The organism is Vibrio sp. RE88 (assembly GCF_013113835.1).
Taxonomy (GTDB): domain Bacteria; phylum Pseudomonadota; class Gammaproteobacteria; order Enterobacterales; family Vibrionaceae; genus Vibrio.
The window spans coordinates 143,801-169,154 of the sequence record NZ_VTYQ01000003.1 but is presented as its reverse complement, the minus strand read 5'-3'; the positions used below and the strand labels follow the sequence as shown (position 1 = coordinate 169,154).

35 protein-coding genes and 1 pseudogene are annotated in these 25,354 nt (G+C 40.3%); 35 read left to right on the top strand and 1 reads right to left on the bottom strand.

Going from position 1 to position 25,354, the window contains the following annotated elements:
- Positions 1–560: 560 nt before the first annotated feature.
- From F0265_RS06855 to F0265_RS06685, 27 genes and pseudogenes are all read left to right on the top strand, one after another.
- Positions 561–986, top strand: coding sequence for a hypothetical protein (locus tag F0265_RS06855; protein ID WP_171748329.1), 426 nt, complete (start codon positions 561–563; stop codon positions 984–986).
- 134 nt (positions 987–1,120) lie between these two features.
- Positions 1,121–1,378, top strand: coding sequence for a hypothetical protein (locus F0265_RS06850; protein ID WP_171748328.1), 258 nt, complete (start codon positions 1,121–1,123; stop codon positions 1,376–1,378).
- 81 nt (positions 1,379–1,459) lie between these two features.
- Positions 1,460–1,660, top strand: coding sequence for a hypothetical protein (locus tag F0265_RS06845; protein WP_171748327.1), 201 nt, complete (start codon positions 1,460–1,462; stop codon positions 1,658–1,660).
- 4 nt (positions 1,661–1,664) lie between these two features.
- A pseudogene (locus F0265_RS06840) lies at positions 1,665–1,767 on the top strand (DUF3265 domain-containing protein).
- 83 nt (positions 1,768–1,850) lie between these two features.
- On the top strand, positions 1,851–2,642 hold the full coding sequence (locus tag F0265_RS06835; protein WP_171748326.1) for a small ribosomal subunit Rsm22 family protein: 792 nt from the start codon (positions 1,851–1,853) through the stop codon (positions 2,640–2,642).
- Positions 2,639–3,577: a DUF1848 domain-containing protein gene (locus F0265_RS06830; protein WP_171748325.1), complete on the top strand. Its 939-nt coding sequence runs from the start codon at positions 2,639–2,641 to the stop codon at positions 3,575–3,577. The genes F0265_RS06835 and F0265_RS06830 overlap by 4 nt, the downstream gene beginning before the upstream one ends.
- 200 nt (positions 3,578–3,777) lie before the next feature.
- On the top strand, positions 3,778–4,317 hold the full coding sequence (locus F0265_RS06820) for a lysozyme inhibitor LprI family protein (RefSeq protein ID WP_238929556.1): 540 nt from the start codon (positions 3,778–3,780) through the stop codon (positions 4,315–4,317).
- Between the two features lie 166 nt (positions 4,318–4,483).
- On the top strand, positions 4,484–4,834 hold the full coding sequence (locus F0265_RS06810) for a nucleotide pyrophosphohydrolase (RefSeq protein WP_010448889.1): 351 nt from the start codon (positions 4,484–4,486) through the stop codon (positions 4,832–4,834).
- 763 nt (positions 4,835–5,597) lie between these two features.
- Positions 5,598–6,098: a hypothetical protein gene (locus tag F0265_RS06800; protein WP_345775861.1), complete on the top strand. Its 501-nt coding sequence runs from the start codon at positions 5,598–5,600 to the stop codon at positions 6,096–6,098.
- 155 nt (positions 6,099–6,253) lie between these two features.
- The gene (locus F0265_RS06790) at positions 6,254–6,451 is read left to right on the top strand and encodes a hypothetical protein (RefSeq protein ID WP_253809369.1); all 198 of its coding nucleotides are present in this window, start codon (positions 6,254–6,256) and stop codon (positions 6,449–6,451) included.
- 262 nt (positions 6,452–6,713) lie between these two features.
- Positions 6,714–7,265: a GrpB family protein gene (locus tag F0265_RS06785; RefSeq protein ID WP_171748322.1), complete on the top strand. Its 552-nt coding sequence runs from the start codon at positions 6,714–6,716 to the stop codon at positions 7,263–7,265.
- Positions 7,266–7,407: 142 nt separating this feature from the next.
- Positions 7,408–7,905, top strand: coding sequence for a GNAT family N-acetyltransferase (locus F0265_RS06775; RefSeq protein WP_171748320.1), 498 nt, complete (start codon positions 7,408–7,410; stop codon positions 7,903–7,905).
- A 136-nt stretch (positions 7,906–8,041) separates the two neighbouring features.
- A complete protein-coding gene (locus tag F0265_RS06770; protein ID WP_039952315.1) occupies positions 8,042–8,317 on the top strand; it encodes a hypothetical protein in 276 nt (91 codons plus the stop codon).
- A 124-nt stretch (positions 8,318–8,441) separates the two neighbouring features.
- Positions 8,442–9,029 (top strand): hypothetical protein, encoded by a 588-nt coding sequence (locus F0265_RS06765; RefSeq protein WP_171748319.1) that lies wholly within the window; start codon positions 8,442–8,444, stop codon positions 9,027–9,029.
- 116 nt (positions 9,030–9,145) lie between these two features.
- On the top strand, positions 9,146–9,718 hold the full coding sequence (locus F0265_RS06760; RefSeq protein WP_171748318.1) for a hypothetical protein: 573 nt from the start codon (positions 9,146–9,148) through the stop codon (positions 9,716–9,718).
- Between the two features lie 152 nt (positions 9,719–9,870).
- Positions 9,871–10,296 (top strand): SMI1/KNR4 family protein, encoded by a 426-nt coding sequence (locus tag F0265_RS06755; RefSeq protein ID WP_171748317.1) that lies wholly within the window; start codon positions 9,871–9,873, stop codon positions 10,294–10,296.
- A gap of 204 nt (positions 10,297–10,500) precedes the next feature.
- Positions 10,501–10,878 (top strand): VOC family protein, encoded by a 378-nt coding sequence (locus F0265_RS06745; RefSeq protein WP_171748315.1) that lies wholly within the window; start codon positions 10,501–10,503, stop codon positions 10,876–10,878.
- Positions 10,879–11,081: 203 nt separating this feature from the next.
- Complete coding sequence (locus F0265_RS06735; protein ID WP_171748314.1) at positions 11,082–12,014, top strand: DUF4238 domain-containing protein; 933 nt, start codon at positions 11,082–11,084, stop codon at positions 12,012–12,014.
- Positions 12,015–12,169: 155 nt separating this feature from the next.
- Positions 12,170–13,228, top strand: a complete 1,059-nt coding sequence (locus tag F0265_RS06730) for a hypothetical protein (protein ID WP_171748313.1) — start codon at positions 12,170–12,172, stop codon at positions 13,226–13,228.
- Between the two features lie 623 nt (positions 13,229–13,851).
- Positions 13,852–14,835: a hypothetical protein gene (locus tag F0265_RS06720; RefSeq protein ID WP_171748312.1), complete on the top strand. Its 984-nt coding sequence runs from the start codon at positions 13,852–13,854 to the stop codon at positions 14,833–14,835.
- Positions 14,836–15,472: 637 nt separating this feature from the next.
- Positions 15,473–15,838: an MAPEG family protein gene (locus F0265_RS06715; RefSeq protein ID WP_171748748.1), complete on the top strand. Its 366-nt coding sequence runs from the start codon at positions 15,473–15,475 to the stop codon at positions 15,836–15,838.
- 154 nt (positions 15,839–15,992) lie between these two features.
- The gene (locus tag F0265_RS06710) at positions 15,993–16,475 is read left to right on the top strand and encodes a tetratricopeptide repeat protein (protein ID WP_171748311.1); all 483 of its coding nucleotides are present in this window, start codon (positions 15,993–15,995) and stop codon (positions 16,473–16,475) included.
- A 312-nt stretch (positions 16,476–16,787) separates the two neighbouring features.
- The gene (locus F0265_RS06705; RefSeq protein ID WP_095663894.1) at positions 16,788–17,051 is read left to right on the top strand and encodes a hypothetical protein; all 264 of its coding nucleotides are present in this window, start codon (positions 16,788–16,790) and stop codon (positions 17,049–17,051) included.
- A gap of 153 nt (positions 17,052–17,204) precedes the next feature.
- Entirely contained in the window at positions 17,205–17,630 is a 426-nt protein-coding gene (locus F0265_RS06700; protein WP_171748310.1) for a bifunctional diaminohydroxyphosphoribosylaminopyrimidine deaminase/5-amino-6-(5-phosphoribosylamino)uracil reductase RibD, read from the top strand.
- Positions 17,631–17,772: 142 nt separating this feature from the next.
- Positions 17,773–18,330 carry a VOC family protein gene (locus F0265_RS06695; protein WP_171748309.1) on the top strand — a complete coding sequence of 186 codons (558 nt, stop codon included), beginning with the start codon at positions 17,773–17,775 and terminating at the stop codon, positions 18,328–18,330.
- 146 nt (positions 18,331–18,476) lie between these two features.
- The gene (locus F0265_RS06690) at positions 18,477–18,923 is read left to right on the top strand and encodes a GNAT family N-acetyltransferase (RefSeq protein WP_171748308.1); all 447 of its coding nucleotides are present in this window, start codon (positions 18,477–18,479) and stop codon (positions 18,921–18,923) included.
- A gap of 134 nt (positions 18,924–19,057) precedes the next feature.
- Positions 19,058–19,681 (top strand): HAD-IA family hydrolase, encoded by a 624-nt coding sequence (locus F0265_RS06685; protein WP_171748307.1) that lies wholly within the window; start codon positions 19,058–19,060, stop codon positions 19,679–19,681.
- A 131-nt stretch (positions 19,682–19,812) separates the two neighbouring features.
- Here F0265_RS06685 and F0265_RS06680 read toward each other — a convergent pair whose 3' ends face one another.
- Entirely contained in the window at positions 19,813–20,205 is a 393-nt protein-coding gene (locus F0265_RS06680) for a hypothetical protein (protein WP_171748306.1), read from the bottom strand.
- A gap of 195 nt (positions 20,206–20,400) precedes the next feature.
- Here F0265_RS06680 and F0265_RS06675 point away from each other — a divergent pair, with 195 nt between their 5' ends.
- The 8 genes from F0265_RS06675 (at position 20,401) to F0265_RS06640 (ending at position 25,270) form a co-directional block, all read left to right on the top strand.
- A complete protein-coding gene (locus F0265_RS06675) occupies positions 20,401–20,835 on the top strand; it encodes a hypothetical protein (RefSeq protein ID WP_171748305.1) in 435 nt (144 codons plus the stop codon).
- Between the two features lie 211 nt (positions 20,836–21,046).
- On the top strand, positions 21,047–21,883 hold the full coding sequence (gene rhlP, locus F0265_RS06670) for a rhombotarget lipoprotein (RefSeq protein WP_065740275.1): 837 nt from the start codon (positions 21,047–21,049) through the stop codon (positions 21,881–21,883).
- Positions 21,884–21,911: 28 nt separating this feature from the next.
- The gene (locus tag F0265_RS06665; protein ID WP_171748304.1) at positions 21,912–22,688 is read left to right on the top strand and encodes an aminoglycoside phosphotransferase family protein; all 777 of its coding nucleotides are present in this window, start codon (positions 21,912–21,914) and stop codon (positions 22,686–22,688) included.
- 113 nt (positions 22,689–22,801) lie between these two features.
- Entirely contained in the window at positions 22,802–23,023 is a 222-nt protein-coding gene (locus F0265_RS06660) for a VF530 family protein (protein ID WP_005472135.1), read from the top strand.
- Between the two features lie 149 nt (positions 23,024–23,172).
- Positions 23,173–23,691, top strand: coding sequence for a GNAT family N-acetyltransferase (locus F0265_RS06655; RefSeq protein ID WP_171748303.1), 519 nt, complete (start codon positions 23,173–23,175; stop codon positions 23,689–23,691).
- Positions 23,692–23,816: 125 nt separating this feature from the next.
- Positions 23,817–24,146, top strand: coding sequence for a hypothetical protein (locus F0265_RS06650; RefSeq protein ID WP_171748302.1), 330 nt, complete (start codon positions 23,817–23,819; stop codon positions 24,144–24,146).
- Positions 24,147–24,273: 127 nt separating this feature from the next.
- Complete coding sequence (locus F0265_RS06645; RefSeq protein WP_171748301.1) at positions 24,274–24,705, top strand: GNAT family N-acetyltransferase; 432 nt, start codon at positions 24,274–24,276, stop codon at positions 24,703–24,705.
- 100 nt (positions 24,706–24,805) lie between these two features.
- Positions 24,806–25,270 (top strand): GNAT family N-acetyltransferase, encoded by a 465-nt coding sequence (locus F0265_RS06640; RefSeq protein WP_171748300.1) that lies wholly within the window; start codon positions 24,806–24,808, stop codon positions 25,268–25,270.
- Positions 25,271–25,354 lie beyond the last annotated feature (84 nt).

The window sequence follows — 25,354 nt, the reverse complement described above, 5'->3', positions numbered from 1 at the left end:
AGTGATTAAGGTGGTTTTCGGCGGCTTCGGTATTGCGTTGCTCACCCCTTAACAGGGCGTTATGGTGCAGCAAGATAGAGTTCTTTTTTTGGTTTGTTGGTTCAGCGTTCGCTGCGAGTTTCTTGGTAGTTTCTGCATATCCACAAGATTCCAGATTTTAATCTCTGTTGAAAAGCCGCTTTCTGTCTTCCGCACAGGCTAATCCGCCGTTTGCATCCGGTTCCCAAGTGGGTTTAGTGTTGCGGCAATTAGCTGGTACTTGGCTTCAGTGGGGCGGCCCTTCTTTGTTTTAGTTGGCTGTATCGTTGTTGTTAGGTTTCTTCTTTGGACTTTACTAGGTTGCTGCATGCTGGTTTGTGGTGTTTAGTGGCCACAGAGCTCTTGCTTTGCGGTGAGTATGTTGGTTGTCTTAGGCTTCCATAACCAAGCGTTTAATTGGACAGTCAACGCTTGGCAGTTTTGGCTCACAGTTTGGCATCAGTGTTTATGTCACAATGGCTTAAGCTTTGTGGTAGCGTTGTCTGCCCATTAACGCGGCGTTATGTTTCTCAGAGGGATAAATGACACTTATCGACAAAAAGCTAAAAGATGCCACTGCATTAGCAAAAGCAGGGAATTTTGAAGCATCAATTTCGTTGCTGAAAACCGTAGTGAAGGAGATGGGAAGGGTTGGAGGTTATCCACACTCTGCGTTCTGTAAAATTATTCCTTATTTCCAAAAAGCAGGCTTGTATGATCAAGCTGAAACATACTGCATAAACGATCTATTCTCTGCAGTAGAAACAAACTGCAGAATAATGTTTAGTCAGCGAAATGAAGAAACAATCCAAGCTTTTGTTCATCTGCATAAGGCCATGATTTTCGATAAGCTAAGGCTAATTGCAAAGCGTGAGAGGCGTGCTTCTGATGAAAGTCGGTTCGTAGAGCAGCAGTCCAAGCATTATTCCATTTACGAACAGTGGTTTGAGAAAGAGAGCAAAACATAACAAGCAATTTAAGAGTGATTCAGCACGCTTGGCATTTTTGGTTTGGGTTTAGTTCAGTGTTTACGGTAGTCAAATTGAGTTCTGTGGTAGCGTGCTTCACACCTTAATTGGGCGTTATACCTTTAGAGGGAAAAATGGACATTGTACTAGGTACTTACAAAGATCCTGCTTATGGTCTTGATTGGCATGAGCAAACTGATGGCATTGAAGCCTCAATTAGAGAGTTACTTAGCAAATCTGCTCTACCAATTGAGCTTTCAATTCGAGAAAGCAACATTGGTCGGGGGGCTGATTACCCAGTTACAGTAATACAAGTTCTTTCAGTTCTAGGCTTGGTGGGTTTTGTTATTCCGGAAACACACAAGCGTGTAAGGGAGTCTATCGAAGAATAGTCTCGTATAAAGGGACACTTCGTAAAGCTTCACAAGTTACTGTCTCGAAATCATCGGATTATTTCATTACCTGAAGAAGTCTTGTTCGTAAAGTCTGTTGAAGCGCTGCTTACTGAAACAGAAGCGAGTGACGCTGTATTTATTCGCTGTGACTCAATTCATAGTGTTGGTAGCTTCGAGAAATTTGCAGGCTTAAAAGGTTTCTACTTTGATTGCCAAAATAAGCAATGGCGTGTAGTCATTGATGGTTTGGGCACCGTGAAGCTAATAGAACAGGTATAACAAACTGTTTAAGAGTGATTCGCAACGCGTGGCATTTTTACTATGCGTTGGTTTTAGTGTTTAAGGTGGTATGCGGGAGCTTCGGTATTGCGTTGCTCACACCTTAACAGGGCATTATACGACTTATTTGGCGTCGATCAAGGAAATTTTGTTCATTGTACTTATAATCGGAAAAACAGAGAGTAATGTAATGAATAAAATCATCAATAAATTTTTCGGTGAAGTAGACTTTGAATCATTTAATGAGTGTGAAGCAGACAAGAGTGACTGTGTTGTTTGCCTGAGAGATAACTACTTTGAAGCAACTGAAATAGACTACGATTGTGAAAATAAACGAAAGCTTTATGTTGTCAGGTATTTACCTGTTCATGTAAAAGAGGTTAGAAGTGCTCTGGATCTAATTTCGTCTAAACGTGAAAACATGCTGCTTGATAAGAAAGTACTGAATGTAATGTGTTTAGGTGGTGGGCCGGGAACGGATAACGCAGCGTTCAATAAGTGGTTAGTAAATTGTCGTTTGTTCAACAAGAGATCCGTCACGAGAGTTAATATTGTGCGAGTCGACAGGTGTGAAGAATGGAATGAAATTTCACCAAGCATTATTACTCATGCATTTCCTGATGATATAAGGGTAAAATACATTAAAGCAAATCATGATGTCGCTAAACATGAAATTAAAGTTGGTGGAAAAATAGATTTGGTTATTGCTTCTTACTTATTATCAGAAATATCAGATGAAGATATTCCTAAAGTGGTTGAGAACATTAAAAAGAATATCAATAAAAATGCAACAATTGTGATTAACGATAGAAATCAAACTGAAGTGACGCAAAAGATTGAAAAGGTTTATGAACTACTAGGCTGCGAGTATGTATCTGATAGTTCCAGAATGCACTGTGATTTTTCTTTTGATGACAAGATAGTTAAAAGTGCGCAACCGAAGTTTAGTACAAGCTCTATTAGGTATGTTGGTGAATTATGATTATAAGCGCTAGTAGGCGAACAGACATTCCGGCATTTTATAGTGATTGGTTTGTAAATAGGGTAAAGTCCGGATTTTTGCTGGTAAAAAACCCGTTCAATGCGAATCAAGTAAAGCGTGTTTCTTTGCTACCAAAAGATGTCGACGCGATCGTTTTTTGGACAAGGAATCCCAAGAAGCTATTCCCTCATTTAGAGCTCTTGGATAGTTTAGGTTATCGTTATTACTTTCAGTATACGATTACTGGATACAACAAGAAGCTTGAAACTAATACTTTACACCCTTTAAAAGCTGTTGAAATATTTCAAGAACTATCAAGAAATATTGGTCGAGATAAAGTTATATGGCGCTATGATCCTATAATTCTTTCAAATATAACTCCAGTATCTGAACACATAAGGTTGTTTGAAAAAATAGCTGGTTTACTTTCAGACTATACTAACCACGTGGTAATTAGTTTTGCTGATTTATATAAAAAAACTGAGGTAAACCTAAATAAAGTCGACGGGCTCGAGTATTGTGACATCTTAGAGAATGAAGGCTTGCTCAATGAACTTTGTAAAGAGTTAAAAAAAATCGCTACCAAGTATGGTATGTCAATATCTACATGTGCTGAAGAAGTAAACTTGGAAAGCACAGGTATCGAACATGGTAAGTGTATCGACGATAGACTGATTGAATCTTTGTTTAATATCAAAGTTACAAACACCAAAGATCAAGGTCAAAGGTTAGAATGTGGCTGTGTTAAGAGCGTCGATATAGGTGTTTATAATACATGTTTGCATGGCTGTACTTATTGCTACGCGACTTATCAGAAGAACGGGGCTCTGAATAATTTCAAAAAGCATGACCCTAACAGTCCTTTTCTTGTTGGTAGTGGTGATGGGTATGAGCACTTTATGGAGGCGATTCCCATCCAAAATTCATTGCTATAAAATCGTATAACAATCTGTTTAAGAGTGATTCGCAACGCTTGGCATTTTTGCTATGCGTTGCGTTTTGTGTTTAAGGTGGCATGCGGGAGCTTCGGCATTGCGTTGCTCACACCTTAACAGGGCGTTAGGGCTCATAGGATGATTCGGTGTAAATGAATGAAATGATAGAAAAGTTGGGCTTCGTTTTACTAGGAGCTCTCATGACGGGCATTGGTTATCTTATAAAGCGAAAAATCGAATCAAAACCTGAATTAGAAATTTTGGATAAGCATCAAAAAGTTCTAGATATACATAAAAAAATGAGTGAGCAAGGTTTAGATATCTCAGGCTTAAACCAGTTTGCTTCTATGCTCACAGAAAAAAGTAGTGCGGTGCAGAGTCATGTTTTAGATTTAAACACTAAATCGGTTTCTCATATGCAGACGAGTAGCACTGAGCATATTACTCAAACTGAAATGAACCAAATGGCTTCGGATAGTTATAATCGTTCATTAGTTAAAATGAACGAGGTTTACGCTCAATTAATGAGTAAGCTAGATAGTGACCGCACCGAAGCATACGGGTCTGCACAGGTAAAGTGGAACGAGTATATCGAAGCCCATGCGAGATCAGTAGCTGATATGTACAAAGGAGGCTCTATATACCCATTGATATATTACTCGGAACTCGAAACTTTAGTTTTTGAACGAACTGCTCGCTTGCAGAGTGAGCTAGACGAACTAGTATCGCTGGGTAACTGAGCCCTAACAAACTGTTTAAGAGTGATTCGCAACGCGTGGCATTTTTACTATGCGTTGGTTTTAGTGATTAAGGTGGTGGTATGCGGAAGCATCGGTATTGCATTGCTCACACCTTAACAGGGCGTTAGTGTTTACATCAAAATTTACGCAAAAATAGGGTAGTTGTATGAGTAAATCTGTCTATATTGCTGGTAGTTTCAAAAATCTAGAAAAGATGCTGGCTATACGAGAAACTTTGGTCAATGCAGGTATTGAAACTACTATCTCTGAGCCTCTTCAAGCTAATGGTATTGATGGTTGCTTGCAGCGTATTCGAGAAGCCGAAATTACTTACATTCTAAACTTTGGTGGTTATGTTGGAAAAAGTGTAGCAATGGATATTGGTTACGCTTTAGGTCTCGGCAAGCCAGTTTATGCTCTCGAACCTATTGAAGATCCAGGCATCACTCATTTGCTAACACGTGTTGTCACACCAGATGACGTCATTGCTGAGCTCAGTGGAAATAGTAAAAACTAACAAACTGTTTAAGAGTGATTCGCAACGCGTGGCATTTTTACTATGCGTTGCGTTTAGTGTTTAAGGTGGTATGCGGGAGCTTCGGTGTTGCGTGGCTCACACCTTAACAGGGCGTTATGCAAATGAGGGAGTATGGATAATTACTTAGACATTTGGCTTTCTGTTACTCAAATAATTTTTGTCCTTTGCTTGTTATTACTTTTTTGGTTTGGATGCTTGAGTAAAGGTAAAGAATGCATAGTAGTATTTGTAGGGATGGTATTCTTAGTCATGCTCTCAGATACTTTACTGAGGCATCAAATCAGAACAGTACTCACTGAAAAATAAGTGATTACAGCTTTGTTATTGAATCGGATGTAGACTTTGATGAATCAAAGCTCTTGGATGCAATAAAAAATAAAAAGTATGTGACATTATATAGGACGAAACCACTAACTAAAAATAAAGTGCGGATCGTTGTTAACAATGGTGAGGTCGAGCTGTTGATAGCTGAGGACTCAAAGAATGACAACACATTCTGGGTTTATTACCCCAAATACAGATACAGCCGAGTTAATGCTATTGGTAAAGTTCGCATTCGTTGATATTTGCATAACAAGTCGCTTAACAGGGACTCCTAACGCTTGGTCACTTTCATACAAATCAGTCTCAGTGTTTAGGGTGCAAGTTTCAAATTGGGTGGTATAGCGTTATCGCCCGTTAGCAAGGCGTTATGTGAAAACTCTCCAGAAGCCGTTGTCGGTTCTAAGAAAGGTATTGGATAGTGAAAGATATAATGCTCAAGTTAGCGTACTTTACGCAGCATTTAACTTTGAATAGAAATGATTACGAGTACATAGAGGAAGACGAGCTTGGCGTCGTCTTTCGCTACAACAATAGTGTCCTTTGCCGCCCTTATATTTATTTTCGACCAATAAATATAAGTGCTGCTTTGAACGAACATGAATTTGCAGAGACCATATTCGAATGCTACGAGGGGAATGTTGAAATTGTCTCTCAAGCTTTTACCGAATTTGAAGAAAAATTTCAGATAGTTACACGTTATGGTATGGTTCTTGGCGACAGTAATGGTGAGTTTTCGGGGTGTGAGTTTACCTATCAGCAAGATAACGACAACATTTTTAAGTACCAAGTTGAAAACTCAATAGCGCCTGAAAATGAATGTTGTACACCTTTGAATCCTCTGAAACTTTCAGTAAGTGGAACGCTAGAGTGTGAGGTTGTGGAGGAACCGCTAGTAGGTTCTTTTCTCTGCCCAAATTAATTTTCACATAACAAACTGTTCAAGCGTGATTCGCAACGCGTGGCATTTTTACTATGCGTTGGTTTTAGTGGTTAAGGTGATATGCGGGAGCTTCGGTATTGCGTTGCTCACACCTTAACAGGGCGTTATATTGTTTTTCAAGTTCAGAGATTGAAATGGGTGAGTTATTTAACACTCTGGTGGTTTGTGCGGTGTTGGCTTCATTGTTTCCGCTTATAAAATCCAGCAAGAGTTTTTATGATGAATGGAATGAAATGGAGAATGAGCATTGGCGCTCTAGAGGGGCTCCACCGTTCGTAGTGTTCCATTTTGGTATGTTCTTATTTGTCCCAATGCTTTTCGGCAAAGATTAATAATAAGAGGTTGATAAAACTTAGGAATGATCTCAGGTACAGCTTTGCTATTTTTCGCTACTGTTGCTCGCATCCCAGTTAAATCAATAAATTGGTTTTGGTAGCATCAATATAACAAATTGTTCAACAGGGACTCCTAACGCTTGGCGATTTCAGTCGCAATTTCGGCTCTGTGTTTATGGCACAATATTCGAGTTGGGTGGTATCGCGTTATCGCCCGTTAGTAAGGCGTTAGGTTTACGAGTTAACATGGGAAGTTAAAGTGGATAAAACTGAGTTGATAAAGCGACTTGAAGAGTTAGGTATAGGGCTAGAGCGTTTTACAGTCCAGTTAACCGACTACGTCCATAAATGGTCTGAAGCCTATGAGCTAATTGTCAGCGTGATTGCGCCTAGCTTGAGTGGTGTGACTATTTATCATATTGGTAGTACAGCGATTCCAGGCTCAATTGCAAAACCGATAATAGATATAGGTATCGCATATAATGACACTTTAACTTTGCAGCAAAACATTCTAGCGCTCGAATCTCTAGGCTTTACTTGCAAAGGAGAACGGGGAGTTGAAGGTCGTTGTTTCTTCACATATTACAACGACAACGAGCGCTTCGATTATATCCATGTTCATGCTTATAAGCACGGCGACTCAAAGTTAAGAAAACATATTCAACTTAGAGATGCTCACATTCAAAACCGAGAGTTGCTAATTGAGTACAATGTCCTCAAACAGGGCTTAGTTGCAAATGGCGTCAGTAGGCAAGATTATCCTGAGGCTAAAGCAGCTTATATTCAAAGAATACTGTCACTTACATCGTAAAATCATAAACCTAACAAATTGTTTAAGAGTGATTCGCAACGCGTGGCATTTTTACTATGCGTTAGGTTTAGTGTTTAAGTTGGTATGCGGGAGCCTCGGTATTGTCACACCTTAACAAGGCGTTAACTGGGCAAGGAGAAAAATGGAAGTTCAGCTAGTAAAAATAGAACGAGAAGAGCGGCATGTACTTGAGAATTTGTTCTGCTACTACGTATACGACATGTCAGAGTATATGAAATGGAATCCAGCTAAAGATGGTACGTTCGGAGGGTACGATGTCTCAAAGTTCGACCCTTATTGGAATCGAGATGATCATACTCCATATTTCATAAAGGTGATTAACGAACTTGCAGGTTTTGTTCTGATTCGTCGTTACCCTAGTGACTTAACATTTTACGACGTTGCCCAATTTTTTGTTCTACGTAAGTTTAAAGGTCAGGGCGTAGGAAAGCTTGTTTTGGAGCAAGTCGTTAAAGCTTTTCCGGGTAAATGGCAAATCCGAATTCTTTTGGAAAATTCAGGGGCACTAAGTTTCTGGAAGTCCGCTGTTTCCAATATCGTAGGTAAAGACTATACGTTGTCAAAAGCGAATGACGTGGATCTTGTCATGTTTTTTATCCACTTTGAGTCAGCCAGTTAACAAGCAATTTAAGAGGGATTCACAACGCTTGGCACTTTTGCTTCTACTTCAAATTTAGTGTTTACGGTACAATGCGTTAGGTTGTGTGGTGGCGTTGTTCACCCCTTAATTGGGCGTTACATATTCTAGGGCTTTTATGAAATTTAGAAACGATTATGGCGTGTTTGTGTGCACGCATGTATTTGAGAAAACTAGGCCAGTGCTCTTTTCTGTAAGAGATTTTGATGGAGACTGGCAGTTTCTGTGTGGTATTGACGGTTGCGTCGAAAGCGGTCGCCCCCATCATATTGGTGTGGGGCACCTAGTGGCTGAGGATGCAACCATTAATGATTTGACGGCACTGGAACCAGGTACCTGTGCAAGGCGTTCTGCTTTGGGTTCACAATGGGTGGTCGGTAAACTAGAAGAATGAATATATAACAAAGCATTTAAGAGTGATTCGCAACGCTTGGCGTTTTCGCTTCGCTCAAATATAGCCAAGCGTTGCTCACACCTTAATGCGGCGTTATACATTAAAAAGGAAGTAAATCGCAATTATGTTAAGTTTGTCTATTTTTCTGATTTTTATAGGGATAGTTTTGTATTTTACAGTCGTTGTCGACATGTTTAAGCAAAAGATATGGTTGGGTTTCTTAGGGCTGTTCCTATTTCCTTTCACTTATTATCACGCGTTTAAAAATTACACAGGTAATAAGCTTCGTATGGGCTTGCTCTTAGTTGTCACGACACTAGTACCTTTTACCTATATTCAGCTAGAGCTAAGTGCCGCTGGAAGTGAGTTGGAACCATTTTTGACTTCAGTAGGTGAAAGTAATCTTCTTAATTGCTCACTAGAGTCATCGGTTATGTCATCTGGTGGTGTAACATTTTACACGTTGTTTTGTTCCAGTAAGTTATCCGAAAGCCTTAAATATACGAGTGAAAGCGAGCTGGTCGATGTTTACTGGAAAAATATAATTCAACCTGCTTTATTGGTTTATCGAGACAGCTTCGGGAAAGTAGAGGGTAAAGGGGTAGTGCTAGGCATCAAATCTCCTTCAAGTCTTATGGCTTGCTACAAAATAGAGAACCCTGGAAGTGTTATTGAAGCATGGAGTTCTGGGTTGTCGGATCCGTGTGGGTAAAAAATGTATAACAAAGTATTTAAGAGTGATTCGCAACGCTTGGCGTTTTCGCTTCGCTCAAGTATAGCCAAGCGCCGCTCACACCTTAATGCGGCGTTAGGTTTAATTGGGATTTTATGAGACAAATATTCAGCCTTTTGATTGTCGCTACTTTCCAATCGCTTGGTGGACAGGTAGATTCAAGTCATTGTTCAGAGGTCACTGTACCTGTTTACAAACTAGAACCTGGACAAATGGTTAGTGTGCAGCAAGGTGAGCTCTACATTAATTTTTACAGGCGGACTAAAGATGAAATAAAACTAGCGGAGAAACAGATAGGAAGCATTACTGATAACTTGTTTCCAACTTGGTGGCCCCAGTATAAGTACCCCATAAAGTTTGTATCTAGTCCTTCGCGCTCAATGGTTCCAGAGTATTTTGTATTTTGGGATGGAAGCCCAATAGATAATAGTGTTGTCACATTAATCGGCCCTGAGTGGTACGATAAGTCAAAAGACATCAGCTTTCTTGGCAACGAGTGGAATACTGGGTTTATCAACTATGAAAATCAAGTTTACTACGATATTACGGGAAGAGCTGTCAAGTGGGGGAATAAGTCAGAAGGCTTAGAGTTGTCAAAGCTTCCTTTACTAATCCCTTATCATCATTACGATGAGCGTAAAGACTCATTTAAAGTGCTTTGTAAATAAACCTAACAATCTGCTCAAGACGGACTATCAACCGCTCGGCAATTTTGGTTCTAGCCAGGTATAGTGTTTACGGCGGCTGCTTTAAGTATTGTGCTATCCGTTGCTAGCCACTTAGCTGGGCGTTATGTTTTTAGTCGGAAATTGGAGTATTAATGGCTAGGTATACAGATTTATCCCCTTTCTTGAAAGACTTGAGTAATTTTGAATTAGACTACCGGGAGCCTTTGTCTGATCAAAACATAGAAAAAATTCGCAATCAGTATCAAGGCATTCCGGAGAGTTATCTAGATTTCTTAAAAGAACTTGGTGCTGGCTTGTATTTTGATGGTTGCATTGATATGCATAGTTCACCGTCTTTTGCTGAAGATGTGAGCAGTGAGGTTTCTGAAATGGCGTCGGAGCTAAAAGGTACGGATGCCATAGTATTTGGGCTTTTCGGTGATAGTTATTACTATTTTGTGCCTTCAAAAAATTGGGCAATCTATGGGGAAGATCATGATTTTTCAGATTCATATCATGTTTCAAATGACTCATTTGAAGTCTTCATCCGCAGAGCAATAGAAGCTCATAAACAGTGACTCGAACAAACATAACCAACTGTTTAAGAGTGATTCGCAATGCGTGGCATTTTTACTATGCGTTTATTTTAGTGTTTAAGGTGGTATGCGGAAGCATCGGTATTGCGTTGCTCACACCTTAACAGGGTATTATGTTGAATAGGGCTTCAAAGCCCACACGTATTCAGCTAATCTCTTCTTCCACACAATATCTTAGGTATATATATGATTGATCACGTTACAATTTCCGTTAGTGATTTGGAAAGAAGCAGGAAGTTTTATGAAGAAGCTTTTAGCCCACTAGGGTACAAAATTGTGTTTGGTGAAAAAGGTAAGTTTTGGGCTTTCGACCTCGGTAAAGGCTTCTTATTCGAGATCTGTAGTGCTAAGACTGAGGGGGCTTTAACGAGCTTTCATATTGCCTTTCGTGTGGCGAGCCAGCAAAAGGTTCGAGAGTTTTATGACTCGGCTATTTTAGCAGGAGCGCGAGACAACGGAGCTCCAGGACCACGACCTCACTATACCGAGAACTATTATGCCTGCTTCGTTCATGATCCAGATGGTCATAATATTGAGGCTGTCTTTGATACATGGAAATCTTGATGCAGTTGAAAATGCAGTAAAGGTTTAATGTAAAACACGTGGTGAGTTTCAACATAACAAACTGTTCAAGAGGGATTCGCAACGCGTGGCATTTTCACTATGCGTTGGTTTTAGTGAATAAGGTGGTATGCGGCGACTTCGGTATTGCGTCGCTCACCCCTTAACAGGGCGTTAGGCTCTTTCCAATATTTGTACTTAGGAGTATGAAGTTGAGTACATCAAGGCATCATCATTATCTATCTCAGTGTTACCTAAAGGGGTTCACACAAGGCAGTGCTAAAAAATCAAAACTCACAGTTTTAGACTTAAAAAACAAAAAGAAATTTGAGACAACTCCAAGGAACGTTGGTGGTATGCGCGACTTTAATCGTGTGGAAATTGAAGGTGTAGATCCTGAAATTGTTGAGAAAACACAATCTGATTTCGAGGGTAAAGCCGCTACGGCACTAAAGAAGCTTGAAGAAACGTCGGATTTCTCTGGTGAGACGAAAGATGTGATTTTGGAACTGATTGGTATGTTAGCAATCAAGTCTCCAGAGATGCGAGAGCATTTGGCTAAACCTCAAATCCAGATCGCAAACCATATAATGGCAATGACTTTTGAGTCCAAGGAAAGATGGGAAGCTCAGGTTGCTCAAATCAAGCAAGACACAGGAGAAGATATTGCAGATGGTACAACCTTTGAAGAAATGAAAGAGATGTTTGAACGAGGTGCCTTTGAAGTGTCGGTATCTAAGGAGCACCAGATATATATGGAGTTGCTCGGGATGCAAAGAATAACCGAGTTGCTTCATCAGAGAAATTGGGTGTTGTTAAAAACAGGTGAGGGGGCTGGAGAGTTTATTACGACTGATAACCCTGTTAGCCTCACATGGCATGACCCAGCGTCAGCTACTTTTATTTCACCAGGGTTTGGCTTGCCGGATACTATGGTTTATTTTCCTGTATCAAAGAGCTTAGCTTTGGTTGGTGAATTTAATAGACAGGATGGTGTGAGAGAAGCAAACAAGCACTTAGTGGCTATCCTGAATAGCAAAATTATCGCAAACAGCTATCAACGTGTTCTTGCATCAAAAAGTAACTTTAATTATATAGCCAAGGGTGGCGCCATGCAGTTGGGCAACACGTTGGTATAGCGAGCCTAACAAGCAATTTAAGAGGGATTCACAACGCTCGGCACTTTTGCTTCTAATTCAAATTTAGTGTTTATGGCACAATGTTTTAGGTTGGGTGGTAGCGTTGTTCACCCCTTAATTGGGCGTTATGCAGCACTGGATAGTAAGGAGACTCGATGTCTAAACAAAAAATGTTTGATCGATTGGTTGAAAATGCTTTCGACTTTCTAGAAAGGTCAGTTGAAGACATAGAGCTGCGTCCTAAGTACTCGATTATTCACTTTCACGCTGCGTTGGAGTTATTCCTTAAAGCTAGGCTAATGCACGAGCATTGGACTCTGGTTATCTCCGATAATCAGAAACCTGATTGGAATAAATTTACCTCTGGAAACTTTCAATCAGTTTCATTATCAACGGCAACAGAGCGACTTGACAAGGTTGTATGTAGTGGGCTTACAAAACAAGAGCTACAGTCATTTAAAGATGTAACTAGCCACAGGAATAAAGTAGTCCACTTTTTCCACGAAGCGCATAGTGATGCTGACAATAAAAAGAATGTGCAAGATATCGTCAAGCAACAACTGTCTGCTTGGCAGTTTTTACACAAGTTAATTGGTACTCGATGGAATCAAGTATTTGCGGGTTGGGAAGCTGAGCTTGCTTCAATCGACTGGAAGCTAAGGTCATTAAACAGCTATTTGCAGGTTGTTTATGATCAAAAGAAGAAAAATATAGAAATACTCAAGAAGAAAGGGGACAAAATAACAACTTGTTCCTCTTGTGGTTTTGAATCTATGCACGAGACAAAATCGGGCGGGTTAGTCGAAGAGAGCTCTTGTTTAGTTTGCCGACATGACGAAAAGCATTTGGCGGTAAGCTGTTCTGATTGTGAAGGCGAATTAATATTCGTTAATGAAGGTTTTGGTACTTGCCCAACCTGCAATAAAAAATATGAACCCAGTGACGTCGTTGAGCTATTGATAGATGATGGAGCTGCACATATTGCGGCAATGGAAGGCGATAACTCTTGGGATCTTGGTCATTGTAGTTTTTGCGAAGGGTATGAAACGGTTGTAAGAACAGAAGCTGACGAGTTTTTATGTACTAGCTGCTTAATTGTTACTGATGGTGTTGCTCAATGCGGCTGGTGTAGTGCTTTAAACAATGGGGACTTAGAGTTTAGTTTTGCGAGCGGGTGTGTTGCTTGTGATGGTCGGGTTGGATGGGGTGACTAGCTGCATAACAAACTGTTTAAGATGGATTCGCAACGCGTGGCATTTTCACTATGCGTTGGTTTTAGTGTTTAAGGTGGTATGCGGCGGCTTTGGTATTGCGTTGCTCACCCCTTAACAGGGCGTTATGGCGCAGCAAGATTTGGTTCTTATTTGGTTTGTTGATTCTGCGTCTGTTGCGAGTTTCATAGTACTTTCCACATGCCCAGTTGATTCCAAATTTAAATCTCTGGTGAAACGCCGCTTTGGGTATTTCGTTAAGGCTAATCTGCCGTTTGCATTTGGCTCCCAAGTAAATTTTGTATTGCGGCAATTAGCTAAACCTAGGCTTTAGTGGGGCGGCCCTTCTTTGTTTTAGTTGGCTGTATCGTTGTTGTTAGGTTTCTTCTTTGGGCTTCATTGGGTTGCTGCATACTGGTTTGTTGTGTTTAGTGGTCACAATGAGCCCATGCTTTGCGATGAGTGTGTTGGTTGTCTTAGGTTTCCATAACCAAGCGTTTAATTGGACAACCAACGCTTGGCAGTTTTGGCTCACAGTTTGTTATTAGTGTTTATGTCACAATGGGTTAAGTATGTGGCAGCGTTGTCTGCCCATTAACGCGGCGTTAGGGGGCAAGGAGGTATTAGTGAAAACTAGGTATTTTAGTTCTTATATTAAGCAATATATGTTTCAGCCTCATCATCGTCTTTTCGATGCAGATACGGTTAGGTTATTAAAAGAATTTAAGATAGTCGACGAATCACGTATCTACTCTATTGTGAGAGTGTCTAAGGCTAAGTTCATCCCGGAGTCATTTTATCCGACAAATAATTATTGCTTCCGAGGAACAATTGAAGCAAATGGAAAGACACATGAAGTAATATTTAATTTAGCTAAGTTTTGGTTCAATGGCGAAAGTGAACTATCTGAGATGCTTCGATGTGAGTTTGAGACTTTAGAGAATTTTATTAGGTGTGGCTTATCGGGGTATGTATCACCAAGTGGCATATCTATATCAAATCAAGACAAATTTATAAGCCTTTCTGAACTCATATTGTCTGAATCGAACGATAAAGTTTTGAAAATTAAGTGCCCAATCAGAAGTGGGTTGCATGGTCGTGAAGTTTATGCCGACCTGCATCTATATCAGATTATCAACCAGTTCGACATGGATCTGCTGAGTAATCTGGAAATCTGTTATATTGGGAAGTCAAATGTAAGTACATTTGAGAGGCTAAAGAACCATGAAAAATGGGGGCCAACTCTAAGTTCAGAGAATAATGAAAATTATGATTATTTTGCGTATTTCTTTGTGATTGATGAAGCTGAAATTGTCAGTCGTAATTTTATAGGTGTTAATGCTCATATTCGTGGCTCGAGTAATCTCCCCAAAGGGGCAATCACAGAAATTTTTGAATCTACACTTATAAATTACTTTAAACCAAAATTTAATATTGAATTTGTAAACTCAGATGTAAAAAATATTGGTTTAGTCAAAAAGTGGCTGATAAACAAAGGATTTGATTATGTTCTAACAGAGTTAGAGCTTGATGGAATAATGGGGCGCTTGGAAACTGAATCAAAACCTTATGAAACAAACCAGATGCTCAAGCAACGATTAGCCCCCTAACAAGCAATTTAAGAGGGATTCACAACGCTTGGCACTTTTGCTTCTACTTCAAATTTAGTGTTTATGGCACAATGCTTTAGGCGTGGGTGGTAGCGTTGTTCACCCCTTAATTGGGCGTTATAACTACCGTCTGGTTTGAGTCCCCTCGAATTACCTTCCAAGTTCTTTGCACAGTTCGACTTTTGTAGCTAGTTTAGTACGACATTGAAAACTAGATGATAGTACATATGTTTAAATGTCCAAATTGTAGTGCACTCATTCCTATTAGTGCCAAGTTAACTATAAACCTTGATAAGTACATAACATGTAAGAAGTGTTCGCAAGAACTAAAACTGGTGAGGTTGTTCATATATGCAGCAATTTTTATCGCCCCTACAGTTATGTCTTTGCTGGTAAACTACTGTGAACTCAATTATTTGGCAGCGGCAGTGAGCACGTTTGCGTTCTGTTTCTTTCTACTAGCATGTCAACCATTAAGGAGAGTGTAGTTATAATCAAGCGTTCAACTGGATAGTCAACTCTTGGCGGTTTCGCTTCGCTCAAGTATAGCCAAGCGTTGCTCACACCTTAATGCGGCATTAAATGATTATTTGATAACAAGCAGAGGCAATATATTGAATACGTTAATTTATAGTTTATTGCAGCGGCTTTACTTCCGTATATCGCGAAAATACCTTTAGCACTCGCGATGCATAAAGAGGGTGGTTACGATAACAACTACCCCCGAGAACAACAGGCTAGATTACATGGTTTCGGCGCTCGGGCTCTTGCAGCACATGAAAATGCTTTTGAGTCGCTTATTATTTTTTCCATAGCGATATTGTTAGCATTAACAACAGGAATCATCAGCAAAAATATTGAGCTTTTGGCACTTCTACACGTTGGTTTCAGGGTTATCTACCACATTCTCTATTTACTAAATGTAGGTGTTTTTCGCTCAGTCTCTTGGGCTGTTGCGATAGGGTGTTCTTTTGCCATTATGGGGCAATGTATTGCGAGTTAGTGATGAATACGTCATTTTAACAAACAGTTCAAGAGAGATTCAGCACGCGTGGCATTTTAGGTAGGCGTTTTATTTCGGTGTTGAAGTGCCGTGCAGAGGCTTAGTCATTGCGTGCTTACCTCTTAACAGGGCGTTGTAAGTTTCGAGGGAGTTTATGGAAAGTATCATCGAACAAGCAATTAAATTGCGGAAAGAGGATAAGTATCAAGAGTCGAGAGCTTTGCTAAAAACGCTGCTAAACGATGAAACTTATTCTGCTAAGGCTCACTTGCAAATTGCTTGGTCATACGACAATGAAGGTAATGAGCAAGAAGCGATTACCCATTACCGGTCATCTCTTTTAGGTCTATTGTCGTCAGTAGAAAGGTTCGATGCTTTGTTTGGGCTAGCGAGCACCTATCGAAGCCTTGGCATGTATTCGGAGGCGTTAAGCTACTTTGAGCAAACTCTAAGAGAGTACCCTAGTTCTATTGAAGTTCAGCCTTTCTATGCCATGTGTCTCTACAACTTGGGACGTCATAAAGAAGCAACATCATTATTACTCGAACTTTTAGTATCAACCACGAACAGTGATGCAATTAAAGAGTATCAGCGAGCTATTTCTTTATACGCACAAGATTTAGATAGAACGTGGTAAAAGGAAATACGCTTATAACAAAGTATTTGAGAATGATCCCCAACGCTTGGCATTTTATTCCATCGTTGGGTTTTGTATTTAAGGTGGTATGGTTAGGTTTCGTGGTAGTGTTGCTCATACCTTAATGCGGCGTTGTGTTTTTTAATTAGCGATGAGCAGGTTTATATGGTTATAAAATACAAAGGTTCTTGCCACTGCAGTCGGTGGCAGGTTGAAATACAAGTACACAAACCATTGGAAGCGCTCAATCCAAGAATATGTGATTGTAGTTATTGCCAAAGCAACCCATCAAAAATTCTCAGTGAACCTGGGATGGTAATTGAATTAATTGGTGGTGAAGCCTCGAGTATTCAAAATGGAGATAAATTAGCAACATTTTTCCATTGCGATTGTTGTGGTGATTTCTTAGCAGTCGGGTGTGATATAGATGGTCATAGACGAGGCGCTGTTAATGCGAGTTTACTCCAAGATGTCCATCAACTAGGTAAGCCAATTCAAATTCAGCCGCGATTACTAAGTCCGAGTGAAAAGTTAGAGCGCTGGGGTAAACTATGGGGGCGGCTAAAAGGTGTATAAAACCATAACAAGCTGTTCAAGAGTGATTCTCAACGCTCGGCATTTTGGGTTCTATTTCAACTTAAGTGTTTATAGCACAATGCGTTAGGTTGGGTGGCCGCGTTGTTCATCCTTTAACACGGCGTTATGTAACAGAGCAAGGAGTGCGAATCAATGCCAGAAAAATATATGCTAAGGGCTTTAGAAATCTCTGAAAGTGCTTTGCCTAATTGTATTCCCAACCCACCTGTAGGGTGTGTTCTTGTTAAAGATGATAGGGTGGTATCTGAGGGCTATACCCAAGCTATTGGTGGGAACCATGCCGAAGTGCAAGCGCTCAATGCTTACGATGGTCCAATGGAAGGGGTAGTAGCCTATGTGACACTAGAACCCTGTTCATTTGTCGGTCGTACTCCCGCGTGCGCAACTACTCTAGTTAAATCGGGCATCAAACATGTTGTGGTTTCCATACTCGACCCAGACAAACGTAATAGTGGTAAGGGCATAGCTATTCTTGAACAGGCAGGTGTAAAAGTCGATGTTGGTCTCTGTAGTGAGCAGGTGAATGGCTTCTTAGCGCCGTATTTGGGGAAGTCATAACGGCACATAACCAAGCCTTCAATTGGACAGCCAGCGCTTGGCAGCTTTTGCTCACAGTTTAGTATCAGTGTTTATGTCACGATAATTTATGTTTACGGCAGCGTTGCCTGCCTATTAACGCGACGTTAGGGTAAGGATGAAAATGGAAACTAAGGATGAATTTATTTTTCCAAACATGCAGTTGAGTCATATTGAATTATACGTTCAAGACTTAGCTAGGATGGAAAATTTTTATACGAGTAAATTAGGCTTTGTTGTCACTGATAGAGGGGAAGGGCAAAATGGTATGGTTTTTTTAAGCCGTAGCCTGGAAGAGCACCATCAAATTGTTTTAAGTCCAATGCAATCGCGCAGGAATCTTGAAAGCCCAATAGATCATATATCTTTTAGAGTGAAAGATATCGATGAGTTGAAGCGTTTCAATTCATCATTAAACTCAATTTCTGGAATCAGTGTGCAAACCGTATCTCACGGCACTACTTGGTCCATATATTTTCGTGATCCTGAAAATAACAGATTTGAAATTTTCACAGATACACCATGGCACGTTAATCAACCTTGTAAGTTTGCTGTAAATTTAGAATTATCTGTAGAAGAGCTGATTAAATTCACAAAGAATGAGATTAGAAATATGCAAGGATTTTCTCCAAAAAGTGATTGGAAAATAGTCCATAAAAATAATTTAGGTACGCTTGATTAGTTATATCCTAACAACGCATTTAAGAGTGATTCCCAACGCTTGGTGTTTATGGTGTCATCGTTGGGTTTTGTGTTTATGGTGGTAAGGTTTTGTTTTGGGGCTGCGTTGCTCCCCTTTAATGCGGCGTTATGGTGCTTGGAGGTAACATGTTAATTCAAAACATATCAACGGATGACATCGATGCTGTGCTGAATCTTGTCTCTGAAGTTTCAGCTATAGATATTCTTCCTCTGTTTAATGAGGAAGGTAAGCAACAGTTTCATGAACGAATTGTCCCAGATTTGCATACTGTGTTTAGCGGAAAAAACTTTTTGGCGATTAAGGCAGTCTCAAATGACAATTTGCTAGGCTTTGCTGCATTACGTGATGGTAACTATCTAACCCATCTCTTTGTGTCAAAACAGGCTCAAGGCACGGGGTTAGGCCGTAAATTGCTTGAACATTTGTTGGCATCAAGCGATGCCAATGAAATAAGCTTGCGTTCATCAGTTAACGCTGTGGATTTTTACCATGGCAATGGCTTTCTTAAAACAGGTGATGAAGCGGAGTTTAATGGAGTTCGTTTTGTGCCCATGTCGTTAGTGCGCACATAACCAAGTGTTCAGTTGGACAACCAATACTTGGCAGTTTTGATTCCATCATTGGGTTTTATGTTTATGGTGATATGGTTAGGTTTCGTGGTAGCGTTGTCTGCCCATTAACGCGGCGTTATGTGATAAGGAGAGTCATGAAGCTAGTCATTTTCGATTTTGATGGAACTTTAGTTGATAGTGAATTCCTGTGCAATTTAGCACTAGAGCGTCAGCTAGCTGAAATTGGTGTGGAATGCAAAGCTAAGGCGTTACTCGATAAATTTCGAGGATACAAATTGGCATCTATATTTGCTAGTTTGGAATCTGAGTTTTCTATTTCTTTACCGGCATCGTTTGAGTCTGAATATCGCTACAAAGTGAGCGCACTCTTCGATGAACATTTAAAGCCCAATGCTGGTGTTAAAGAAGTCTTAGAATCACTTTCTATACCGTTTTGTATTGCGTCGTCCGCACCTAGAGAAAAAATCAACAGGGCTCTAAGCGTTACTGGTTTAGGTGGTTACTTTGATAACAATATTTTTAGCTCTTACGAGGTTGGTTCTTGGAAGCCTGAGCCACACCTATTTTTGCATGCAGCAAATGAAATGGGTTTCAACCCTGAAGACTGCTGCGTGGTGGAGGATAGCTTGTTGGGCTTGGAAGCTGCAATCAATGCAAAAATGAAAGCTGTTTACTACGCACCTAAAATTAAAGAGCAAAACCACTTCGAAGCAGTTCAAATACAAAACATGTTGGAGTTGGTCGAAATTATCACATAACCAAGCGTTCAGTTGGACAGTCAACGCTTGGCAGTTTTGTGTCACAGTTTGGCATTAGTGTTTATGTCACAATGGATTAGGTAGTGAGACAGGCGTTGCTCGCCACTTAACGCGGCGTTATGTGGCATTCACTAGTTGTAGTCTTCAGGTAGAAGAGAGTGTCCTGAACTTTCAGACAGATAGGTTAGTGCATCAATCACTCGGGTTGGTGTTAATAAGTTGTCTTTATTACAAATATCGAGTTCAAATGTAATGTGAAGTTGGTCTCGTTCGACTTTGAGAAACAGGTTTCCATGTGGTGCTCGATCTTGTGTTAAAGCGAAGACACCAATACCAATAAAGTGTGAACTTTTTAGGTTTCTCGTAGCGTAGAGATCACAGTTCAACTTGTGGGCTAGTGCTAAGAAATCCAGAAGTAAGTTAATCTGTTCAACTGAGACGCTATCAAGTGCTTTTACATGTGGTTCTTTGCAGAAACGTTCTAAATAGCTAATCATCTCATCGATATCGTTGTTAAATAGCATTGGGTCTAGTCCTTGTTATAAGGCTAGCGATTGTACCTTTTATCAGCAACATAACAAGTCGTTCAATAGGACTCTCAACACTTGGCAGTTTTGGTTTTTGGTTTGGCGTTAGTGCTTATGTCACAATGGTTTAAATTTGTAGCAGCGCAGCCTACCCCGTAATTCGGCGTTAGGTGTTAGGAGAGAGTTATCCATATGGAAGTCGTATTTGAAGTGATATTGCCAATTTTTGGCTTCGTTTTAGCCATTGTTGGCGCATGGGATAAGTTGCGAATAGGTGTAAAGTACGTCAGTCACAGGCGTGCGATTGTTAAGCTCAAATTGGCAGAGTATGAACTAGAAAAAATTGGTAGGTATAACAACTCAGTAGTATATTTTGTTGCGTATGAATTGAAGCAATTGTTCTCTATTATAATCGTTTTGTTAGCGGTCATGCTTGTGAACTCCTTTCCAAGTATGACAGGTTTCGAAAGTCCTAAGTTTCTATTCAATGCTCAATTGGTATTAGTATGGATGGCTGGTTACTTCAGCGGACAAGCTATGCAAGCAATTAACTATGTATTGAAAAAAGATAAGCTAACAAGTAAATACGAAATCGTTGTTAAGAAATTAGCCGTCCAAACCGAATAACACTCATATCAAAGCATTTAGAGTGGATACTAGAGACACTTATACCTTTATGTGGTGTCAGTTAATCAAGTAAGCATTCTGAAAGAAGTAGTTTTATTGGAAGAGATTAGCGAGACTCTTGGAAAGCCGAGTCCTATCGCTTGCTAAGAAAATATATCACCTTAATGTAGGGCTAGCTCTACATTAGTATCAACAAATAAATGGATTTTATATGAAAAAAATAGCGTTGTTATTGGTAAGTCTAATCAGTCTATCTGGCTGCAGTGGTTTAATTCAAAATGAGACAACGGCTTCTAGTAGTTTGGTCGATTTTCTTTATCCTGACTCCGATAATTATCGAGAACATCAGCCTTCGATTCCTCACTTATCTCTTCCAGTTAATGTCGGTATTGCCTTCGTCCCCAGTTCCGATTTTAACCAAGTTGCACTTTCAGAGAAGAAAAAATATGAGCTGCTTTCAAAAGTTAAGACCAAATTTTCAGATTTAAGTTATGTCAACAGGATAGAGATTATTTCAGATAAATACCTTCAAAAAGGCGGCGGTTTTGATAATTTGAAGCAATTGTCTAGGCTGTATGATGTGCAGGTAATGGCTTTAGTGTCGTATGACCAAGTCACTCGAAGCACACAAAATAATGCGGCATTGCTGTACTGGACAATCGCCGGCATGTATTTGATTCCTGGAAATGAAAATACCACTCAAACTTTTGTTGATACCGCCGTTTTTGATATTGAAAGTACTCAAATGCTGTTTAGGGCTCCGGGGTTAAGTAGCGTCGAATCGTTGTCTACCGCAGTCGGTGTTGAGGATACGTTCTATGAAAATTCAAGCGAAGGTTATACTGACGCAGTAACAGACATGATTGAAAATCTTCACAAAGAACTGGACAATTTCAAGGTCCGCGTGAAGGAAGAAAATGTCGCGGATGTGAGTTATAAGAGCAACTATAGTGGCAGTAGTTTTAGTTGGCTAACGGTATTGGGCTTGATGCTTATTTATCTTGTTAGAAGAAATAAGAAAATGCTTAGTAGTCGCTCTCAACGCTAACGGTTTTCGGTGTTACAACAGGAGTATCATGGAAGAATTATCAGGCGGACGTGAGTCCGCAATCTATCGAGATGGAGATGTCGTTTATCGACCCCTTCAACCTTGGAGTGCAACGGTTCATCAACTGTTAACGCACTTTGAACACTCAAATATGCCTGAGTGCCCCAAATTTATAGGTATCAAAGATAATCAAGAAGTCCTAAGTTTTATCGCTGGTGATACATATAATTACCCTATGATTGGGGCTATAGCCTCCGCAGAAGCACTCACTTCTGCGGGTAAATTGCTGCGTAAAATTCATGATTCGACCGTCTCATTGCTAAGTCAGATTGATGTCCATAATCAGCAGTGGATGCTGGAGCCTAGAGAACCATTTGAGGTTATCTGTCACGGTGACTTTACTCCGTACAATGTTGCTCTTAGTGGAAAATCAGTGGTCGGGGCTTTTGACTTCGACACTGCACATCCTGCACCAAGAGTATGGGACTTGGCTTATTCGGTTTATTGTTGGTCTCCCTTTAAAACGGATAAGGCTGATAAGTTGGGTACAGCTGAAGATCAAATATCTAGAGCTAAGCTCTTCTGTGATAGCTATGGAGCGACAGAGTCGGAAAGGGCACAACTGGCTGATGTTATGGTCCATCGCTTAAAGGCTTTAGTCTCTTTTATGGTTAAAGAGGCGGAAAATGGCAATGAAACCTTTGCTAAAAACATCGAGGAAGGCCACCTTCAGGCATACCTAAATGACATCGAATACATCTCGATGAACAAAGAGAGAATTCAACGCGCATTGTGCAGCGAATAAGCATTTAGAGTGAATTTCAGCTGGCAGAGGCCCATATTGGAGGAAACTGAAAAACAGTAAGCCTTAATCTGGTAAACTCTGCTCTAGATATTTGCACTCAGGAATTTCCTCAAATGAGCCAGGAACAGCCCAATAACCCCTTGCACGGTTTGACCCTTGAAAAAATCCTTGTACGTTTACAAGAACACTACGGATGGGAAGGGTTAGATGCAGAAATCCAAATCAATTGTTTCTACAACAATCCTTCCATTAAATCGTCTTTAAAGTTTTTGCGTCGTACTCAGTGGGCGAGAGACAAGGTCGAAGCACTGTACATTGATACTTTCTGCAAGTAGCACGCAAAGCAGAGCTTCATAAGATGAATTATCCCACTTAGCATTTTTATATCGAGCCTACTTTCGCTTTTATAACCAATAAGTTAAGTTTGGAGGAGACACTGCTGGCATCTTCGCGCAGTATTATTGCAATAAGGGCGGTACGATCAATGAAAATACAAACTAATAGGTTAGATATGGCTCAAATTAAGGATTCCGACTGGGAGTTATTTCAGTCTCTGAACCGGGAGCCTAGAGTAATAAACTTATGTTTTGATGAGCCTTCACCTGAAGACATAAAGCAAAGTTTTGAGTCTAGGCTACCGGCCTGGAATAGGAATTCGGAGCAATGGTTGTGCTTAACAATCACCCTGCGTGAGACCGGTGAAAAAGTAGGAGTCACTGGCTTTCGTTTAGTCGATGGGGTGGCCGAAGTAGGGTACCTATTTTTGCCGCAATATCATGGCCTAGGGTTTGGAACTGAATCACTAAACGCGTTAATAATCTGGGCTGTTGAAGAGCTGGGTATTCAATCATTTAGCGCAATAGTGACTGAAGGGAATATAGGCTCTGAAAAAGTGCTTTTGAGAAGTGGCTTTTCGCTTAAAGAAATTGTTCCAGATGCGTATAAAATTGGTGACAGATTATATGCTGACCATATCTATACCAAGAACAATATTGCTACATAACAAAGCCTTTATTAGTAGCTCATGTTGTTGGTTGTTTTGATGTCATTCTGAGGCTGCGGTTTAGGTATGGGAACAGCTTTGAGCATGACGTAATAAAGCGGTAAGCATTTTTAAGGTAAGTAACAATGAGAAAGACAGATAAGAAACGAGATAACGCTATCAGAATCGCCCTAACCGAGGCATGTGATGTGGCACAAGAGGAATCCGAAGGATTCATGTGGTTAACACACCTAGTGAATTATGATGCTTTCCCCGGATCTCTGTCGGTGATTTGTGTTTACGATACTGATGCAAACCTAGCCAAAGCCGACCTCGACGACATGTGCTCTCTTATCAAGAAGAAGCTGGTATCAATCGATATCAACCTCAAAGATATACGACGACATGTTCGTTTTGACACCGAAGAAAAGTGCAAGCATGAAAACAATGGTAAATGGCAAGAACGCCTTAAGTAGCCTTGGTATGGTAGCGGCTTAATCGCTCGCAAAAACAGCTACTGAAAGTGGTGTAGTGCAATGGTTGGGTGTAGATAACGAATATTGCTTAGCTATTAACATGTATAGCCGATTAGATGGAGAAAACATGGAAGTCCAGTTTCTAGAGAAAAACGCCGATTACACATCAGTGCTTGAGGTGCTGATGCAACTTCGCCCCAATTACCATTTAGATTCCTTATCGGCACAAATTGATAAACAGCAACTGAATGGCTATCAGGTTGTTTATGTGAAATCATCTGAAGGGGTACTTGCTGTCGCGGGATTTAGTGTGGGAGAAAAGCTTGCATGGGGTAAGCATATCTACATTGAAGACTTAGTAACAAACTCTCAATTTCGCTCTCGTGGTGTTGGTAAACTCCTAATCAATTGGTTTAAGTCGTACGCAATTGAACACGGTTGTGAGCAAATTCATCTAGATTCGGGTGTTCAACGTTTCCCTGCACATAAGTTTTATCTGCGTGAAGGGTTTAATATCGCAAGTCATCACTTTTCAATCGTCGGTGTTTCGAACAGTTAACGAGGGTTGTAGGAGGAGCTCTTGACGCTTTTAGTATGGTCAATGTTGCTCTGCTTCACTCTTAAATCAGCATTTTACGAAAGGTAGCAGGGAGAAGTGGATGGTAACCATTAGAAAAGCGATTGAGTCTGATACACAGGTGATCTTTGGACTCCGTAAGCGAGCTATTGTTGAAAAATGTTCTGGCTCTTATTCTGAAGAGCAGCTCTCTCTATGGACTCAAGGAGAAGTATCCTATGGATTTACCCAAGATGTCGTCAATACCTTTTACGTTTCAGAAATAGATGGTCAAGTCATCGGAAGCGGCAAACTGAATACCGAAACAGGTATGGTTGATGCCATTTTTGTCGAACCAGATTTCTTTGGGCGAGGGGCCGCAAAACAAATGCTGGCTTTTCTGGAAGAGCTAGCTAAGCAACATGGTTTACATACGTTAAAGTTGGATTCAACTTTAAATGCCGCGCCTTTTTATCGCTCGTGTGGGTTTGTCGGAGATAGTCTCTCAACTTATCATTCTCCAAGAGGTATTAGCTTGGATTGTATTCCAATGGAAAAGCAACTTTAGGAACGTACTTTCAGGATTCTCGGCAATAAGTGATCTTGGGGTTGAACCGAACACTCGAAAATAGCGGCTTAGTAACGACGTAAG